This is a genomic window from Streptomyces sp. NPDC059142, from assembly GCF_042755665.1.
Taxonomy (GTDB): domain Bacteria; phylum Actinomycetota; class Actinomycetes; order Streptomycetales; family Streptomycetaceae; genus Streptomyces.
On sequence record NZ_JBHZDA010000048.1, the window covers coordinates 1 to 15,280 of the forward strand.

Here is a 15,280-nt window from a genome sequence, read left to right on the forward strand (position 1 = left end):
TCCTCCCGCCCGCGGGGGCGGAGACGTGGGCCGGCGCGGCCCGGCGTCGCGGGGGCGCGCGCGGGCGGGGGGGCGCGGGCCCGCGCCCCGGGGGGGCGGCGCGCCCCCCCCCCCCGCCCTCAGGTCACTTGGTGTTGATGACCTTGTCGATGGCGGCGTCCGCCTCCTTGGCGGCTTCCTCCACCGACTTCTTGCCGGTGCCGATGGACTGGAGCATCGTCTGGAGCACCTGGGCCTTCTCGACCTGGCCCCAGCCCGGCGCCATCGGTACGAACCAGCTCGACTCGGCGGCGGTGGCCGGGACCGCGGTGGCCGGGTCGTCCTTCAGCGTCGCGAGGTCCGTCTTGTTGTTGGGCAGGTTGCCCTTGCCCATCAGGCCCTTCTGGCCCTTGGCGCCGGTGTACGCGTTGATCCACTCGGCGGCGGTGGCCTGCGCCTTGGACTTGACCGGTACGGCCAGGTCGGAACCGCCCAGGAAGACGGGCATGTTGGCGCCGGACGGACCCGGCATCACGAAGTTCTCCAGGTTGCCCTTGAGCTTGCCGGTCTTGTCGCTCTTCGGGTCCTCGGCGGTCGCGCCCTCCCAGGCGGCGGCGAAGATCATCCCGGACTGGCCCTGGCCGTACACGATGTAGCGGTCGGACTCGTCCTTGGTCTTGTCCGCGTGCATGTACGTGTCCAGGACCTTCTTGTACTCCTTCAGCCCCTTGAGGGACTCGGGGGAGGAGAGGTTGGCCTTGAACGTGCCGCCGTTGTCCTCGGCGATGGAGCCGCCGGCGTCGTACACGAAGGACATGGCCGCGTACCAGTCGCGCGAGGGCTGGTACCAGGCGCTGAACTTGTCGCCGTTCTTCGCCTGGATCTTGTCGAGCCCGGCGGTCAGTTCGGCGTAGGTCTTCGGTACGGCGGAGACCCCGGCCTCCTTGGCGACGTCCTTGCGCCAGTTGGCGACCCGGCCGCCGGCGTAGTACGGCACGCCGTAGGTCTTGCCGTTGTACGTCACCGACGACTTGAGCCCGTCGAGCCAGGCGTCCGAGTTGTCGAACTTCGCGGGGTCCAGCTCGGCGAAGGCGCCCTTCACCGTGTAGCCGAGCATCTCCGTGTTGCCCATCTCGACCACGTCGGGGGCCTTGTCGGTGGCGAGCACGGCGTCGAGCTTGGCGTTCTTGTCGGGCCAGCCGTAGTACTCGTGCTTGATCTTGATGCCCGGGTGCTTCTCGACCAGGGCGTCGTCAGCGGCCTTGACCAGCTCCGGCCAGTTGTTCTGGGCGTCCACCGTCAGCCAGACGGTGAGTTCCTTCGCCGAATCTCCCCCGGACGCACCGCCCTTCGAATCGTCGGATCCACACGCCGCGAGGCCGATCACCATGCCTGCGACGCCGACCGCCGCGATGAGCTTGCGCTTCACGCCACCCTCCTCAGGGACACTGCAACCCCCCTGGCCCCTTTAATGGTTTAGACCATTAGGCCAGTAGGGAGTGAGCTTGGCCTAGACCTTTAGGGGTGTCAAGGGTGTATAAGAAGGGCAGTCGTGTCCGTTATCGGACCGACACCTGAGAGAGGGCGACGACCCGTGGCCGGACCGTGCCACCATGTGAGCCGCGACAGACGGAGGAGCCGGTGACGGCAGCAGCGCAGGAGTCGGGAAGGCAGGCCATGGCCACGGACGGGGTCGGTACGGAGACCGAGGGCGGACCCGCCACCCGTACGGCGCGCGTGCCCAAGTACTACCGCTTGAAGCGGCACTTGCTCGACATGACGGAGACGCTGCCGCCCGGAACGCCCGTACCGCCGGAGCGCACCCTGGCCGCCGAGTTCGACACCTCGCGGACGACCGTGCGCCAGGCCCTCCAGGAACTCGTCGTCGAGGGCCGGCTCGAACGCATCCAGGGCAAGGGCACCTTCGTCGCCAAGCCCAAGGTCTCCCAGGCCCTCCAGCTCACCTCGTACACCGAGGACATGCGCGCCCAGGGGCTCGAACCGACCTCGCAGCTCCTCGACATCGGCTACGTCACCGCCGACGACACCCTCGCCGGGCTCCTCGACATCACCGCGGGCGGGCGCGTGCTGCGGATCGAGCGGCTGCGGCTGGCGAGCGGTGAGCCGATGGCCATCGAGACCACGCACCTCTCGGCGAAGCGCTTTCCCGCGCTGCGCCGCTCTCTCGTCAAGTACACGTCCCTCTATACGGCGTTGGCGGAGGTGTACGACGTGCATCTCGCCGAGGCCGAGGAGACCATCGAGACCTCGCTGGCCAACCCGCGCGAGGCCGGGCTGCTCGGTACGGACGTGGGGCTGCCGATGCTGATGCTCTCGCGCCACTCGCTGGACGCGGCCGGTGAACCGGTGGAGTGGGTACGGTCCGTCTACCGCGGCGACCGCTACAAGTTCGTGGCACGCCTCCAGCGCCCGCGCCCCTGACGTCCGGCACGGGAATTCCCCTCAGGCATACATAAACCCACCGCCCGCGGGCAGTTAACGTACCGGGATATGGGCTGGTGGTGGCGTGTCCCGGGATGGTCCCCTAGATTTCCTGCGCATTACGCGTGACGCATGACGCATCAGGCGGTACGCAGGTGACCAGTGAGGGGACGACTCGCCATGCCAGAGCCCGCGCCGAACGACACCCCGTCGACGGACACCCGGCCGAAGGCCCCAGGGGGCCTCAGCCCGAGATCCATCGCCGTCTGGACCCTGGTCGCGCTGGTGGGCGCGGCGGGCTGGGGGGTGCTCGCCCTCTCCCGGGGCGAGGAGGTCTCGGCGGCGTGGATGCTGGCCGCCGCCCTCGGCTCGTACGCGATCGCCTACCGCTTCTACTCGCGCTTCATCGCCAACCGCGTCCTCAAGGTCGACAAGACCCGGGCCACCCCGGCGGAACGGCTGGACAACGGGGTCGACTTCCACCCCACCGACCGGCGCGTGCTGTTCGGCCACCACTTCGCGGCCATCGCGGGCGCGGGGCCCCTGGTCGGTCCCGTGCTCGCCGCGCAGATGGGGTATCTGCCCGGCACGATCTGGATCGTCGCGGGCGTGATCTTCGCCGGCGCCGTCCAGGACATGGTGACGCTGTTCTTCTCCACCCGCCGCGACGGCCGTTCCCTCGGCCAGATCGCCCGGGACGAGATCGGCCCCTTCGGCGGCGCCGCCGCGCTCATCGCCGTCTTCATGATCATGATCATTCTGCTGGCCGTGCTGGCGCTGGTCATCGTCAACGCCCTGGCGCACTCGCCGTGGGGCGTCTTCTCCATCGCCATGACCATCCCGATCGCCCTCTTCATGGGCGTGTACCTGCGGATCCTGCGCCCCGGCCGGGTCACCGAGGTCTCGCTCATCGGGGTGGCGCTGCTGCTGCTCGCCATCGTGGCGGGCGGCTGGGTCGCGGAGTCCTCGCTCGCCGACACCTTCACGCTGGAGGCCGGGACGCTGGTCATCTGGATGATCGCGTACGGCTTCCTCGCCTCCGTGCTCCCGGTGTGGATGCTGCTGGCACCGCGCGACTACCTGTCGACGTTCATGAAGGTCGGCACGATCGTGCTGCTGGCGCTGGGCGTGGCGATCGCGCTGCCGACGATGAAGATGGACGCGGTCACCGAGTTCGCGAGCCGCGGTGACGGACCGGTCTTCGCCGGGTCCATGTTCCCGTTCGTCTTCATCACCATCGCGTGCGGCGCGCTCTCGGGCTTCCACTCCCTGATCTCCTCGGGCACGACGCCGAAGATGGTCCAGAAGGAGACCCAGATCCGGATGATCGGTTACGGCGCGATGCTGACCGAGTCGTTCGTCGCGATCATGGCGCTGATCGCCGCCTGCATCATCGACCCGGGTCTGTACTTCGCGGTCAACTCCCCCGCCGGGGTCATCGGCGGTACGGTCGAGTCCGCCTCGCAGGCGGTCGCGAACCTGGGCTTCACCATCTCGCCCGACCAGCTCGCCCAGGCGGCGAAGGACGTCGAGGAGACGAGTCTGCTCTCGCGGACCGGCGGGGCGCCGACCTTCGCCCTCGGCATGGCGGAGATCTTCTCGTCGGTCGTCGGCGGCACCGCCATGAAGGCGTTCTGGTACCACTTCGCGATCATGTTCGAGGCGCTGTTCATCCTCACCACGGTGGACGCGGGGACGCGTGTCGGCCGCTTCATGCTCCAGGACATGCTCGGCAACGTGTACAAGCCGATGCGCCAGGTGAGCTGGAAGCCCGGCGTCTGGTTCGCCAGCGCGGTCGTGGTCGGCGGCTGGGGCTACTTCCTCTGGGTCGGTGTCCACGACCCGCTGGGCGGCATCAACCAGCTCTTCCCGCTCTTCGGCATCGCCAACCAGCTCCTGGCGGCCGTGGCGCTCGCCGTCTGCACCACGCTGCTGGTCAAGTCCGGCCGTCTGAAGTGGGCCTGGGTGACGGCCGTGCCGCTCGCCTGGGACGCCGCCGTCACCCTCACCGCGAGCTGGCAGAAGATCTTCTCCGGCGACCCGAGGGTGGGCTTCTTCACCCAGCGCGACGTGTACCAGTCGGCCATCGACCGGGGCGAGGTGCTGGCCCCCGCCAAGACCATGGACGACATGCACACCGTCGTCACCAACTCCACGGTGGACGGGGTCCTCTCGGCCATCTTCGCGGTCCTCATCCTGGTGGTCATCGCGGACGCGGGACGGGTCTGCTTCAAGGCGATCCGCGACCCGGAGAGCGCCCGGCTGACGGAGGTCCCGTACACCGAGTCCAGGATCGTCGCCCCCGCCGGCATGATCCCGACCAAGGAGGAGAAGGCCGAGCTGGCCGCCGCCGAGGCCACCAGGGAGCGGGAGACCGTCCCGGCGGGAACGGGCCCGGCGTGACCGGGCTACGGAACGGCCCCCGAACCCCGACCGGAAGCGGGGCCGGAAGTCGCCCGCGCGACACGGCGGAGCGGCTGCGGCACGTGGCGCGGCGGATCCGCTGGTACGTGCGGGAGTTCACCGGCGAGTCGGCGTACGAGCGCTACGTGGCCCACGCGCGGGCCCACGCGGGCGCGGGCGGCCCGGCGGGGGAGATCATGACCCGCCGCGCGTTCGAACGCAGCCGCACGGACGCCCGCGAGGCCGATCCGCGCGAGGGGTTCCGCTGCTGCTGAGCCCTCACCGGGCAGGCTGCCCGCACCGGGCAGCCTGGCCGCACTGCGCGGACCTCGGGCCGCCGGACCTCTCCCACGGGTCCGGCGGCCCGTTCGTCGTCAGCTCAGCGCACCCAGTCCTTGAGCTGCCCGGTCTCCAGCGTGATCCCGACCGGTTCGGAGCCACAGCTCCGGGCGGGACCGCATACGGATACGTGTCAGCCACTGCACGATGCGTCCGTGGTCCCCGTCCGGCACGACCCTGCTCCTGATCTTCCCGTCGATGAGTCCAGCCGGATACTCGTGATGGTGCGGGCCGTTATCGCGGTGGCCTCGTCGAACTCTTCGGGATGGATCTGGGATTCGTAGTCGATGACCGTCATGGGGATACCTCCGCCTTGTCCTCATGACGATAGCGGAGGGGTCCGACAATCACGGGGCGAAGCGACCCACGACACAACATCTGGGGGGTGACGCAGCGCGCGCCCCCCAGATGTATGCTCGACCTCGCTGTCGACGCAGGGGAATCCGGTGTGAATCCGGAACTGTCCCGCAACGGTGTACTGTGGCGCGCTTTGTCGTGCCCGCCAGTCCGAACACCTGCCGGCAGTGCGTCCGGCTCGACCGATCCGGGCGCCCAGACGTCCGGGCCTCGCGGTTGGGCCGGTGGACGCGGCGCGGTGTGCCTCCCCTCAAGGGCAGGGGTGCGTCCGCGTGCGCGGACCCGTGCCTCCTCGTGGCCCAGAGCCGAGCGAGGGAGAGCACCACGTGACCATCGCGCCAGCGGATCCGGTTTCAGTTGTCTCGGCGGCGGTTGCGGAGGCGGGGGCCGGGAACGGAGCGGCGACCGCAGCCGGGCAGTCCGACGCCCCCGGCACCGCGCTGCTGCGGACCCTGACCGAGCTGACCGCCGATCTGCCCGACGCCGACCCGGGCAGGATCGCCGCCGCCGCGCTGCGCGGCCGCAACGCCCGCTCGGACGAGGCCGAGCTGCGCGAGCTGGCCACGGAGGCGGCGGCCGGACAGATCTCCGACGATCCGGCCTACTCCCGTCTCGCCGCCCGGCTGCTCACCCGTACGATCGCCGACGAGGCGGCCTCCCAGGGCGCCGTGTCGTTCTCCGCGTCCGTCGCCGTCGGCCACCGCGAGGGCCTGATCGCGGACCGTACGGCCGCCTTCGTCACCCGCCACGCCGAGCGCCTCGACGCGCTGATCGATCCGGCGGCGGACGACCGCTTCGGCTACTTCGGGCTGCGGACGCTCTACAGCCGCTATCTGCTCCGGCACCCGCTCACCCGCCAGGTGATCGAGACGCCCCAGCACTTCATGCTGCGCGTCGCCGCCGGGCTCGCCGAGGACGAGAGCGCGCACGCGCTCGACGAGGTCGCCGCGCTCTACCGGCTGATGAGCCGGCTGGACTACCTCCCCTCCTCCCCCACCCTCTTCAACTCCGGCACCCGTCACCCGCAGATGTCGTCCTGCTACCTGCTGGACTCGCCGCTGGACGAGCTGGACTCGATCTACGACCGCTACCACCAGGTCGCGCGGCTCTCGAAGCACGCGGGCGGCATCGGCCTGTCGTACTCCCGTATCCGCTCGCGCGGTTCACTGATCCGGGGGACGAACGGCCACTCCAACGGCATCGTCCCGTTCCTGCGGACCCTCGACTCCTCCGTCGCCGCCGTCAACCAGGGCGGCCGGCGCAAGGGCGCCGCCTGTGTCTACCTGGAGACCTGGCACGCGGATCTGGAGGAGTTCCTCGAACTGCGTGACAACACGGGCGAGGAGGCGCGCCGTACCCACAATCTCAATCTGGCGCACTGGATCCCCGACGAGTTCATGCGCCGGGTCGAGGCGGACGGCGAATGGTCGCTGTTCTCGCCCGTGGACGTACCGGACCTGGTCGACCTGTGGGGCGACGCGTTCGACGCCGCGTACCGCAAGGCGGAGGCCGACGGTCTCGCCCGCAGGACGATCAAGGCGCGTGAGCTGTACGGCCGGATGATGCGCACCCTCGCGCAGACCGGCAACGGCTGGATGACCTTCAAGGACGCGTCGAACCGTACGGCGAACCAGACGGCCGAGCCCGGCCACACCGTCCACTCCTCCAACCTCTGCACGGAGATCCTGGAGGTCACGGACGACGGCGAGACGGCCGTCTGCAACCTCGGCTCGGTCAACCTGGGCTCGTTCGTGGACGCGGCCACCGGCGAGATCGACTGGGAGCGGCTGGACGAGACCGTCCGTACCGCCGTCACCTTCCTCGACCGGGTCGTCGACATCAACTTCTACCCGACCGAGCAGGCGGGCCGCTCCAACGCCAAGTGGCGCCCGGTGGGCCTGGGCGCAATGGGGCTCCAGGACGTCTTCTTCAAGAAGCGGCTGCCCTTCGACTCCCCCGAGGCCGCCGCGCTCTCCACCCGGATCGCCGAGCGGATCATGCTCGCCGCCTACGAGGCGTCCTGCGACCTCGCCGAGCGCAGCGGCCCGCTGCCCGCCTGGTCGAAGACGCGCGCCGCGCGCGGGGTGCTCCACCCCGACCACTACGACGTGGAGCTGCACTGGCCCGAGCGCTGGGCTGCGCTGCGCGCCCGGGTCGCCAGGACCGGTATGCGCAACTCCCTTCTCCTGGCCATCGCCCCGACGGCGACCATCGCGTCGATCGCGGGCGTGTACGAGTGCATCGAGCCGCAGGTCTCGAACCTCTTCAAGCGCGAGACGCTCTCCGGGGAGTTCCTCCAGGTCAACTCCTACCTGGTGGAGGAGTTGAAGCGGCTCGGCGTCTGGGACGCGCAGACGCGCGAGGCGCTGCGCGAGTCCAGCGGCTCGGTGGCGGGCTTCACCTGGATCCCGGCCGAGGTGCGCGAGCTGTTCCGTACGGCGTGGGAGATCCCGCAGCGCGGACTGATCGACATGGCGGCGGCGCGTACGCCGTTCCTGGACCAGAGCCAGTCGCTGAACCTCTTCCTGGAGACGCCGACCATCGGGAAGCTCAGCTCGATGTACGCGTACGCCTGGAAGAAGGGGCTGAAGACCACGTACTACCTGCGCTCGCGCCCGGCGACCCGGATCGCGCGCGCGGCCGGCGGGCCCTCGGCGCCGAGCCCCGCGTCCGCTCCCGCCGCCACCCCCATCCCCGTACAGACGACGCCGGCCGACGAGGCGATCGCCTGCTCCCTGGAGAACCCCGAGTCCTGCGAGGCATGCCAGTAATGACCACCGAGAAGAACCTCCTGGACCCGGGCTTCGAGCTGACGCTGCGCCCCATGCGCTACCCGGACTTCTACGAGCGCTACCGCGACGCGATCAAGAACACCTGGACGGTGGAGGAGGTCGACCTCCACTCCGACGTCGCCGACCTCGCCAAGCTGTCCCCCGGCGAGCAGCACATGATCGGCCGGCTGGTCGCGTTCTTCGCGACGGGCGACTCGATCGTCTCCAACAATCTGGTGCTGACGCTCTACAAGCACATCAACTCCCCGGAGGCGCGGCTCTACCTCTCGCGCCAGCTCTTCGAGGAGGCCGTACACGTCCAGTTCTATCTGACGCTGCTGGACACCTATCTCCCCGACCCGGAGGACCGCGCGGCGGCCTTCGACGCGGTCGAGGAGATCCCGTCGATCCGCGAGAAGGCGCAGTTCTGCTTCCGCTGGATGGACTCGGTGGAGAAGATCGAGCGCCTGGAGTCACAGGCGGACCGGCGCCGGTTCCTGCTCAATCTGATCTGCTTCGCGGCGTGCATCGAGGGCCTGTTCTTCTACGGGGCGTTCGCGTACGTCTACTGGTTCCGCTCGCGCGGTCTGCTGCACGGCCTGGCCACGGGCACGAACTGGGTCTTCCGTGACGAGACCATGCACATGAACTTCGCCTTCGAGGTCGTGGACACGGTCCGCAAGGAGGAGCCGGAGCTGTTCGACGACGCGCTGCGGCAGCAGGTCACGGACATGCTGAAGGAAGCGGTGGAGGCGGAGCTCCAGTTCGGCCGCGACCTGTGCGGCGACGGGCTGCCCGGCATGAACACGGAGTCGATGCGCGCGTATCTGGAGTGCGTGGCGGACCAGCGGCTCCAGCGCCTCGGCTTCCCGCCGGTGTACGGGTCGCAGAACCCGTTCGCGTTCATGGAGTTGCAGGGCGTGCAGGAGCTGACGAACTTCTTCGAGCGGCGCCCGTCGGCGTACCAGGTGGCGGTGGAGGGCACGGTCGGCTTCGACGACGACTTCTAGTCGGCGGGCCGGTCCGGACCCGGGGCGGGGCCGGTGCGGAGGAGATCTCTCCCCGCACCGGCCCCGCCGCCGTGTCCCTCCCGGCTCACCAGGGCAGGGGATGGTGGCTCAGATCCTCGTCGGCGGTGACGGCGGTGCCCGTCGGGCCGCCGGGCGGCAGGGTCGCCATCCGGATGGGCAGCAGGGCCCCCTCCGCGGCGGTCAGCGCGCCCGCGTGCCCGTTCTGGTCGGTCGCCACGGACCCCGGGGAGACGGCGTTGACGAGGATCCGCTCGGCGCGCAGCTCGTTGGCGTACGTGACGGTGAGGGCGTTCAGGGCCGCCTTCGAGGAGTTGTAGGCCAGCAACTGCGGGAACGCACGGTTCGACGCGGCCAGGGAGACGGAGCCGAGGTTGCTCGTCAGGTTCACGATGCGCGCGGCGGCGGACCGGCGGAGCAGCGGGAGCATCGCGTTGGTCACCGCCACGACGCCGAACACGTTGATCTCGTAGGTGCCGCGCATCTCGTCGACCGAGGTCCGGCTCGGCTTGTGGATGGGCGTGGCGAGCACCCCGGCGTTGTTGACCAGGATGTCGAGACCGCCGGCCTCGCGGGCGACCGTCTCGGCCGCCGCGTCGACCGACGCCTGGTCGGTGACGTCGAGCTGGACGAAGCGCGCGTCGTAGCCACGCGCGGCCAGGGCGGACACGGCCGAGGTGCCGCGGTACGTGTCCCGGGCGCCGAGGAAGACCGTCATCCCCATCCCGAGGAGCCCTTCGGCGACCGCGAACCCGATGCCCTTGTTGGCGCCGGTGACCAGCGCCAGCCGCTGCGTGGGACTGATGTGAGTATCCATGATCTGCCCATAGTGGCCGAGCGGCGTCACCCTGGTTCGGCTGTTCGCCGGAATCGCCCCCACGACCGGTCCTCGAACGGGCTCCTCAGGATCTTTACAAGGTGGAACGCAACCAACCCGCCTCGCCGACACGTTTTCCTGTAGGGGCCACGTAAACCCCACAGGCCCCTTGAGTACGACAGTTCCACCGCAAGCAATGCAGAGACGGAGCATTTCCTCTTGACTGCCTCAATAATGACCAAGCGCAGGGCCGCCGCCGTCGCGGGTGGCGCGCTGCTCGCGCTCTCCCCACTGGTCGCCCAGACCGCGGTCGCCGCCGAGCCGGAGCCCACGGTCACCGCCCAGGGTGCCGCCCTGATGGACGGCGCCAGCGGCGAGACGCTCTACGGCAAGGACGCGGACACCGTCCGCCCCATGGCCAGCACGGCGAAGATCATGACCGCGTACGTGGTGCTCGACAAGGGCCCGGACCTGGACCGCCAGGTGCCCGTCAAGCAGGAGTACCGCGACTACGTCACCGAGCACAGCACCAGCACGGCGGACCTCCAGACGGGCGACAAGCTCACCGTCCGCCAGCTCCTCTACGCGTCGCTGCTCCCCTCCGGCGCCGACGCCGGCTACGCCCTCGCCGACACCTTCGGCATCGGCGCGACCAGCGAGGAGCGGGCCGAGTCGTTCGTCGACCAGATGAACGCGAAGGCCGACGAGCTGTACCTCCCGAAGACGGAGTTCGACTCCTTCGACGGTGTGGGCACGGACTCCAGCACCCCCACCGAGCTGGCGAAGCTCGCACAGCACGCGATGACGAACGAGACGTTCCGCACGGTCGTCGGGACCAAGCAGTACAAGGGCGAGGCCCCGGCCGCCAACGGCCGTACGCGTTACTACACCTGGAACAACACGAACCAGCTCCTGGGTTCGTACGACGGTGTCATCGGCATCAAGACCGGTACGACGACCCCGGCGGGCGAGTGCCTGGTCTTCGCGGCCACCCGCGACGACAAGACCCTCGTCGGCACGGTCCTCAACAGCACGGACCGGTACGGCGACGCGGCGAAGATCCTGGACTACGGGTTCGGCACGGACACCGCCAAGGACATGAAGCTCCGCAAGCTCCCCGCGAACGCGCAGCGCGACTGATCACGCTCCGCGCCCGCTCGCACAGGACGGCCCGCCGGTCCTCCCGGCGGGCCGCTCCCGTGAACTGGCCGGACAACGTGACGGTGACGAGAATCCGACCATGACCAACGACAGGGACGACGCGGACCGCGTCTTCATCCGGAGTAAGTGGGGCGCCGGCCGCTACGTCTACAACCCGCACAACCCGGTCGGCCGCGCCCTCATCGTGGGATCGCTGCTGTTCGCCGCGGGCGGCATGTTCCTGCTCTACCACCCGGGACTCCTCGGCGCCTCCGACGACTGGGACGGCAAGGAACTGCGGACCGCCGTCACCGGAGCGGCCGCCGAACTGTCACAGGAGGCGCAGCTCGGCCCCGGCAGCGCGGGCGTCCCGTACGAAAGCATCCTGAGCGAACGCATCGCGCGGGTGGGCCGAGGTTCCGAGGACGGGCTCACCGTCGTCCTCGCCTCGGAACGCCCCAAGTCCGCGCTGTACGACGGCGGTACGGAGAAGGCCGACTACACCGTCACCGCGACCGGCACGGACGCGGCCTTCTGCCTCGGCGTCATCGCCATGAAGAACAAACGCGCCATGGGCTACGACTACGTGTCCATCACCATCGCCGACAACGCCTGCCCCTCTTCCTGACACTCGCCCGGCGCGCGGTACCGCACCTCCGCCCAGACGGTCTTGGTGTACGGATCCCGTACGCACCACCCCCACCGGTCGGCGTAGGCGGCGACCAGCAACAGCCCGCGCCCACCGGTCGACTCCGCGGCGGGCGCCGGGAACGCCCCGGGCACCCGGGGCACCCGGTCGGGCCGCGTGTCGATCACCTCGACCCGCACCCGCTCCTCCCCGAGCCCGAGCCGCACCTCGAAGTCCCTTCCCGGGCTACGGCCGTGGGTCACGGCGTTGGCGGCCAGCTCGGCGACGATCGCGGAGACCGCCCCGGAGGCGGGAACGGTACGCGGAACCCCCCACGAGTCGAGCTGCTGACCACAGAGCAACCGGGCGAGCCTGGCCCCGCGATGGCTGGAACTGAGCCTGATCCGCGAGAGCGGCAGAAGCGCCGAGAACACCGGCGGGGCGCCGAGTTCGGCGGGCGTGGCCGCTCCTGCGGAGGCGGCGGCGGGGGAAATTTCCGACTTCATAGGGTAACCATCCCGTTACCCGTATAGCGTGACCAGGGCGAACGCCCGTACCTGACGAGCTGGTACGGCCCACCCCCGAGTTCTGTACGGGTCACGGCCCGTAACGGCACCGGGGGCACGGCGCGTTGCACAAGGAAGGTTATTCACGCATCGGCACGCACGATGGAGTGTGAGGCGTATGGGAACCAGCCGTCAGAGCCAGAAGAAGCAACGGCCCCAGAATGACGGTCGACCCCGTATCTGGGTCGGTTACGGCAAAATGGTCAGGCTCCACCGGGACCGCGCGGGCCTGACCCAGCAGGAACTCGCCGAGGCAGTGGGTTACTCGTGCGAGCAGGTCGCCTCGATCGAACAGGGACGGCGGCCGGCCAAGTCGGCGTTCACGGACGCGGCGGAGACGGTCCTGAAGGCGGCCGGAACACTGGCGGTACTTCAGGACGACGTGGACCTGGCCAAACTCCCGGCATTCTTCCAGGACTTCGCGAAGTTCGAGCTGGAGGCGGTGAGCCGGTACGACTTCGAACCGCTGCTGATCCCGGGTCTGCTCCAGACCGAGCCGTACGCACAGGCGCTGTTCACCGCAAGTTGCCCACCGCTCAGCGACGAGATGATCGAGCAGAACGTCGAGGCCAGACTGGGCCGACAGCGATTGCTCACGCGTACGCCCATGGTGGAGACATGCTTCATCATCGGAGAGGCAGCGCTCACCACCGTGGTGGGGGACAGCAACGTGATGAAGCGCCAGCTTCATCACCTGCTGAAGGTGGGGCAGTCGCGCAATGTGGCGATCCAAGTGATGCCCTCAGACAGTGACTTCCACCTCGGTCACAACGGTCCTATGGTGCTGCTGGAGACCGTGGAGCATCGCCAGATCGGCTACATCGAGTCCCAGGGAGTGGGGCTGGTGATTACCGCCCCCACGACGGTCAGCACCTTGGGACTGCGCTATGGCAAGCTGCGTACGCAGGCCCTGAACGCGGTGGAGTCTGCCCGTCTGATCGAGCGTATGGCAGGAGAACTATGAACACCGTCGACTCCACAAGCCAGCCGTCCTCTCTGGCGTGGTTCAAGAGCAGCCACAGCGGCACGGACGGCGGTAACTGCGTAGAAGTAGCCTGGGCCAAGAGCAGCTACAGCGGCTCGGGCGGCGGAGACTGCGTAGAAGTAGCCCTCGCCCCCACCGCCGTCCATATCCGCGACTCGAAGACCGTCCCCGGTCCCATACTCCGGGTCACCACCGAGCCGTGGTCCGCGTTCATCGCCTTCACCAGCACCCGACCGGACGCCACCGCCTGACGTGGGGGCCCTCACTCGCTCAACCGAGGCCGTCCACGGCCGACCGGATCAGTTCGCGCGCCGGCCGGCCGTGGACCGCTGACGATTTCAGCAGCTCGAATGCCTGCGCGTCAGCGCCCGCCCGCCTCGCGCGCCACCCCCTCCAGACCGTTCCGGTACGCCGCCCACCACGCCTGGTCGCCCGGCGGCATGTTGTCCTTCGCCTCCAGCAGACCCGCCGTGCCGTCGATGAGTTCGCGGACGATGTCGGCGTGGCCCGCGTGGCGTTGGACGTCGCCGATCACATGGATCAGGATGCGGTGCAGGGTCACCTCGCGGCGCTCCTGCGGCCACCACGGCACATGGCCGATCGCGTCGAGGGGCAGGGCGGCGATCGTGGCGTCGGCGTGCTCCCATGTGCGGTGGTAGAGGCCGATGATCTCCTCGCGTGACTCGTCGGCCGTCGCCCACATGTCCGCGTTGGCCTCGGCGTCGTCCGTGTACCAGCGGGGCGGCGGCTCCGCCACGAAGAACGGCCGCCCGAACGTGTCGCCGAAGTAGCCCAGTTCCACACCGGCGACATGCTTGACCAGCCCCAGCAGATTGGTGCCGGTGGGCGTCAGGGGGCGGCGGACGTCGTACTCGGAGAGCCCGTCGAGCTTCCACAGCAACGCGTCGCGTGCCTCTTGCAGGTAGCGGAGAAGGTCTGTCTTCGGATCCGATGCGGTCATGCGGGCAGTCTCGCACCCGGCACTGACAACGGGCTTCGTCAGGCAACCGGGGCGGTCCTCAGGGAGCGGTGCGCCCCTGGCTCAGCCGTGCGTCGGCCCACGCGACGCGGGAATCGATCAGGCGTGCCAGCGTGTACTGGGCCGGGACCATGCCCAGGCCGCGCCAGAACGCGTCGCCGATCTGGTTCGCGGACGACCATTCGGTGCCGTACGCGTCGAAGCCGCATCCCGCGGCCCACTCCTCGACGGCGCGGACCAGCGCCGTTCCCACCCCCGCCGACCGGGACCGCGCGGTCACCGCCGCGATGCCGATGGTCGCCGCGCCGAGGCGGTGACCGTCCGGCGCCGCCTGGATCAGGCCGGTCAGCCGGCCGTACTCCTCCGCGACGAGGAGGAGTTGGCCGTCTTCGGCGAGGGCCGTCCGCAGTCTCTCCCTGATCGGCCGCAGATCGGGCGGCACGGGGCGCAGGACGGGCGGCGCGGTGTGGAAGCGCTGGAGCTCGACGGCCAGGGCGAACATCCCGTCCAGGTCGCCTGCCGTTGCCGTGCGCAGCCGCGTACCCCGTGGCGGCGGAGCCGGTGCCTGCGCGCGGGTGACCGGCCGGAAGCCTCTGATCCGGTCGACTCCGAAGCCCAGTTCGAAGAAGCAGGACACCGTCTCGTGGTCGTCCACCGGCACCGCCAGAGTGTGCTCGTAGGCGCCGATACCGGCCAGCCGTGCGGCGAGCGCCGCGTACAGGCTCCGGTAGGTCGCGCGCCGGTCCGGGCGCCGTGCGCAGGCGTGCTGCGGGAGGTGGACGCGGGCCCGCCGCTCCCCCGGGGTGCGCGGCCGGGCTCGTATACACATCTGACGCTTGCCGACGA

At 69.6% G+C, this 15,280-nt stretch carries 14 protein-coding genes and 1 riboswitch; of the genes, 9 read left to right on the plus strand and 5 right to left on the minus strand.

Going from position 1 to position 15,280, the window contains the following annotated elements; all coding sequences use genetic code 11:
• Positions 1 to 124: 124 nt before the first annotated feature.
• Positions 125 to 1,408: an extracellular solute-binding protein gene (locus ACFXPK_RS18710; protein WP_384996078.1), complete on the minus strand. Its 1,284-nt coding sequence runs from the start codon at positions 1,406 to 1,408 to the stop codon at positions 125 to 127.
• A 248-nt stretch (positions 1,409 to 1,656) separates the two neighbouring features.
• Between ACFXPK_RS18710 and ACFXPK_RS18715 the strand changes: the two genes are divergently transcribed.
• From ACFXPK_RS18715 to ACFXPK_RS18735, 5 genes are all read left to right on the plus strand, one after another.
• Positions 1,657 to 2,421 (plus strand): GntR family transcriptional regulator, encoded by a 765-nt coding sequence (locus tag ACFXPK_RS18715; RefSeq protein WP_329829689.1) that lies wholly within the window; start codon positions 1,657 to 1,659, stop codon positions 2,419 to 2,421.
• Between the two features lie 180 nt (positions 2,422 to 2,601).
• Entirely contained in the window at positions 2,602 to 4,824 is a 2,223-nt protein-coding gene (locus tag ACFXPK_RS18720; protein WP_384996075.1) for a carbon starvation CstA family protein, read from the plus strand.
• Positions 4,825 to 4,898: 74 nt separating this feature from the next.
• Complete coding sequence (locus ACFXPK_RS18725) at positions 4,899 to 5,099, plus strand: YbdD/YjiX family protein (RefSeq protein WP_385076806.1); 201 nt, start codon at positions 4,899 to 4,901, stop codon at positions 5,097 to 5,099.
• Positions 5,100 to 5,558: 459 nt separating this feature from the next.
• Positions 5,559 to 5,701, plus strand: a riboswitch (cobalamin riboswitch).
• A 145-nt stretch (positions 5,702 to 5,846) separates the two neighbouring features.
• Positions 5,847 to 8,291: a ribonucleoside-diphosphate reductase subunit alpha gene (locus ACFXPK_RS18730; RefSeq protein WP_385076735.1), complete on the plus strand. Its 2,445-nt coding sequence runs from the start codon at positions 5,847 to 5,849 to the stop codon at positions 8,289 to 8,291.
• Positions 8,282 to 9,301: a ribonucleotide-diphosphate reductase subunit beta gene (locus ACFXPK_RS18735; protein WP_384996069.1), complete on the plus strand. Its 1,020-nt coding sequence runs from the start codon at positions 8,282 to 8,284 to the stop codon at positions 9,299 to 9,301. The genes ACFXPK_RS18730 and ACFXPK_RS18735 overlap by 10 nt, the downstream gene beginning before the upstream one ends.
• An 85-nt stretch (positions 9,302 to 9,386) precedes the next feature.
• On the opposite strand, the gene ACFXPK_RS18740 is transcribed toward ACFXPK_RS18735, so the two are convergent.
• Positions 9,387 to 10,136 (minus strand): SDR family oxidoreductase, encoded by a 750-nt coding sequence (locus ACFXPK_RS18740; protein ID WP_384996066.1) that lies wholly within the window; start codon positions 10,134 to 10,136, stop codon positions 9,387 to 9,389.
• Positions 10,137 to 10,355: 219 nt separating this feature from the next.
• On the opposite strand from ACFXPK_RS18740, the gene ACFXPK_RS18745 reads away from it, so the two are divergent.
• Both ACFXPK_RS18745 and ACFXPK_RS18750 read left to right on the plus strand, forming a co-directional pair.
• Positions 10,356 to 11,276 (plus strand): D-alanyl-D-alanine carboxypeptidase family protein, encoded by a 921-nt coding sequence (locus ACFXPK_RS18745; protein ID WP_385076739.1) that lies wholly within the window; start codon positions 10,356 to 10,358, stop codon positions 11,274 to 11,276.
• Positions 11,277 to 11,376: 100 nt separating this feature from the next.
• Entirely contained in the window at positions 11,377 to 11,904 is a 528-nt protein-coding gene (locus ACFXPK_RS18750) for a hypothetical protein (protein WP_385076742.1), read from the plus strand.
• Here ACFXPK_RS18750 and ACFXPK_RS18755 read toward each other — a convergent pair.
• On the minus strand, positions 11,859 to 12,410 hold the full coding sequence (locus ACFXPK_RS18755) for an ATP-binding protein (protein WP_385076745.1): 552 nt from the start codon (positions 12,408 to 12,410) through the stop codon (positions 11,859 to 11,861). The two genes, ACFXPK_RS18750 and ACFXPK_RS18755, sit on opposite strands and share 46 nt — an antisense overlap.
• 178 nt (positions 12,411 to 12,588) lie before the next feature.
• Here ACFXPK_RS18755 and ACFXPK_RS18760 point away from each other — a divergent pair, with 178 nt between their 5' ends.
• Together ACFXPK_RS18760 and ACFXPK_RS18765 are read left to right on the plus strand one after the other, a co-directional pair.
• Positions 12,589 to 13,434 carry a Scr1 family TA system antitoxin-like transcriptional regulator gene (locus ACFXPK_RS18760; RefSeq protein ID WP_385076747.1) on the plus strand — a complete coding sequence of 282 codons (846 nt, stop codon included), beginning with the start codon at positions 12,589 to 12,591 and terminating at the stop codon, positions 13,432 to 13,434.
• Complete coding sequence (locus ACFXPK_RS18765) at positions 13,431 to 13,706, plus strand: DUF397 domain-containing protein (RefSeq protein WP_385076750.1); 276 nt, start codon at positions 13,431 to 13,433, stop codon at positions 13,704 to 13,706. Before ACFXPK_RS18760 ends, ACFXPK_RS18765 begins: the two co-directional genes overlap by 4 nt.
• Before the next feature lie 110 nt (positions 13,707 to 13,816).
• On the opposite strand, the gene ACFXPK_RS18770 is transcribed toward ACFXPK_RS18765, so the two are convergent.
• Entirely contained in the window at positions 13,817 to 14,416 is a 600-nt protein-coding gene (locus ACFXPK_RS18770) for a DinB family protein (RefSeq protein WP_385076753.1), read from the minus strand.
• Between the two features lie 58 nt (positions 14,417 to 14,474).
• The coding region (locus tag ACFXPK_RS18775) for a GNAT family N-acetyltransferase (RefSeq protein WP_385076755.1) at positions 14,475 to 15,280 on the minus strand (806 nt) is incomplete at its 5' end.

What these genes read in the sequence shown, in the direction of transcription:
- ACFXPK_RS18715 (WP_329829689.1), top strand. Translation starts at nt 1,657, where the DNA reads ATGGCCACGGACGGGGTCGGTACGGAGACCGAGGGCGGACCCGCCACC.
- ACFXPK_RS18720 (WP_384996075.1), top strand. Translation starts at nt 2,602, where the DNA reads ATGCCAGAGCCCGCGCCGAACGACACCCCGTCGACGGACACCCGGCCG.
- ACFXPK_RS18735 (WP_384996069.1), top strand. Translation starts at nt 8,282, where the DNA reads ATGCCAGTAATGACCACCGAGAAGAACCTCCTGGACCCGGGCTTCGAG.
- ACFXPK_RS18740 (WP_384996066.1), bottom strand. Translation starts at nt 10,136, where the DNA reads ATGGATACTCACATCAGTCCCACGCAGCGGCTGGCGCTGGTCACCGGC.
- ACFXPK_RS18750 (WP_385076742.1), top strand. Translation starts at nt 11,377, where the DNA reads ATGACCAACGACAGGGACGACGCGGACCGCGTCTTCATCCGGAGTAAG.
- ACFXPK_RS18755 (WP_385076745.1), bottom strand. Translation starts at nt 12,410, where the DNA reads ATGAAGTCGGAAATTTCCCCCGCCGCCGCCTCCGCAGGAGCGGCCACG.
- ACFXPK_RS18760 (WP_385076747.1), top strand. Translation starts at nt 12,589, where the DNA reads ATGGGAACCAGCCGTCAGAGCCAGAAGAAGCAACGGCCCCAGAATGAC.
- ACFXPK_RS18765 (WP_385076750.1), top strand. Translation starts at nt 13,431, where the DNA reads ATGAACACCGTCGACTCCACAAGCCAGCCGTCCTCTCTGGCGTGGTTC.
- ACFXPK_RS18770 (WP_385076753.1), bottom strand. Translation starts at nt 14,416, where the DNA reads ATGACCGCATCGGATCCGAAGACAGACCTTCTCCGCTACCTGCAAGAG.